General features: G+C 40.0%; 1 pseudogene. It reads right to left on the bottom strand.

Features of this window, described 5'->3' with window-relative positions:
• Positions 1-255, bottom strand: a pseudogene (locus RTW80_RS29970) (pilus assembly protein); the annotation flags it as partial.

Raw genomic sequence — 255 nt, 5'->3', positions numbered from 1 at the left:
CTATCTGCGGTTCGATGCGATCAGTTAACCTAACATTCCAATAGTGCTGTTTCTCTGTGCCAGTTGCGACGTCTCGGATTGTTAAACGGAAGCGAATATAAGCACCTTTATCTTTATCATCAGCGCGTGATGATGAGCTTAAGATTATTGATGGATCATCCTGTACTGTTGCCGTTTGCTCTGCTTTCTTATAAATAACTTTTGGCGAATTATTGCCATTGATTAGAGCATTGTAATCAGTAGCAACATTTTCAG

Source organism: Escherichia sp. AM3 (genome assembly GCF_032029835.1).
Lineage (GTDB): Bacteria > Pseudomonadota > Gammaproteobacteria > Enterobacterales > Enterobacteriaceae > Escherichia > Escherichia coli.
The sequence above is the reverse complement of the archived record's forward strand: the minus strand, read 5'-3'. Positions and strand labels throughout refer to the sequence as shown.